The sequence below is a fragment of the Elstera litoralis genome (assembly GCF_000963705.1).
Classification (GTDB): domain Bacteria; phylum Pseudomonadota; class Alphaproteobacteria; order Elsterales; family Elsteraceae; genus Elstera; species Elstera litoralis.
This window is the reverse complement of sequence record NZ_LAJY01000894.1, coordinates 1-1252: the sequence shown is the minus strand read 5'-3', so window position 1 is coordinate 1252 and position 1252 is coordinate 1. Positions and strand designations below refer to the sequence as shown.

1 protein-coding gene is annotated in these 1252 nt (G+C 51.2%); it reads right to left on the bottom strand.

The genetic code is table 11. The features are described from left to right. Positions 1 to 144: 144 nt before the first annotated feature. A complete protein-coding gene (locus VZ95_RS20595; protein ID WP_156995494.1) occupies positions 145 to 783 on the bottom strand; it encodes a hypothetical protein in 639 nt (212 codons plus the stop codon). Positions 784 to 1252 lie beyond the last annotated feature (469 nt).

The following is a 1252-nucleotide window of genomic DNA, read 5'->3' as shown; positions in this document are numbered from 1 at the left end:
AAGATGCGGTTCTTGCGGCCGAGCCTGCGGTAAATATAGGCCTGGGCCTGGGCTTTTGCGAGCTGGTTATCGCCCTTAGCGGCGGCTTTGCAGACTTGATCGGCCATTCCAGCGAGAAATTCCAACGCCTTGTCGAACACATCCTTATGTTCGGTTTCGATCATTTTCATCAAAACCGTCTCGGAGCGTTTTGCCGCCCGCATAATCAAAAACCGCGCGGGCAATCGACAGACGATCCGGCATTTCTGACTTCGAGTGGGTGGCGTAATAGATCATATTGCTCGATAGGCGCGCGTCGTTCTCCGCAAGGTCGGAGAAGAAGATACCGGCCATAATTTCGGCTTTGATCTGCTCGTTCTGCGTTACATGCGACGGAAACGAGGCTTCGATTTCATCAATGGTGAGCTGCTTTGCCAGCAGCATGGAGTTGACCGAAGGCCAGCGCGGCGTCGGCACCAAAAGGCGCGCCAGCGGGCTTTCGTCCTGATCGTTCTTGCGGCAATAATCAATTTCTAACTGAACAAGAAGCTGAGCAATGGCGAGCGAATCATCATCTTCACTCTCTTTTAAGTTGTCGGCAAGATAATGCCAAATATCATTGCTCTCTGTGTCAATATGGTTCAGAAAATTGGCAATTCTCTCGGCATCGGTACTTTCGGCGAAGAAGGCGCACATTTGCGCAATTGGCAGCGCCATATCGATGTCGCCATTGGCCAAGCAAAATTGTAGATAATTTTCGCCCTTAATCCCGCGAAAAATTGAAAAACATATGCTGGGCGTCATCTAGACGAATCCACTGTTGAAGAAACGCCGACATATCGCCCGTCCGCCGTGCAAAGCGCGTGCGAATATCTTGGTCAAGCTTCGCCATGTCCGGGCTGGGAGCCCGCGATAAGGCTTTTTGTGCTGTGTTACCCTGTCCTTCGCTCATACCGGCCTACGCCCCTTCTGGTGTCGGCACCGCAGCTCTGGGCTGCCGCTGTTTTGTCGACCCGACCTTTTTCGGATTTTGACCTTAATTCAATCTTAATACCGTATGTATGACGAGAGTCAAAGCGCTTTGCGTCAGGAGCGACCGAATGCGCCGACAATCAAGGCTCTTCGGAGCCGACCACGCAGTGAAAACTCGCAATATCATTGCGCGAAATTTCCAAAAAACAGTCGGGATTGTGCTGGTGCAAAATCAGCCGATCCTCTTTCAGCTCAACATATTCCTTAATCAGCACCACCGAGTCATGCTTAATCACCACAA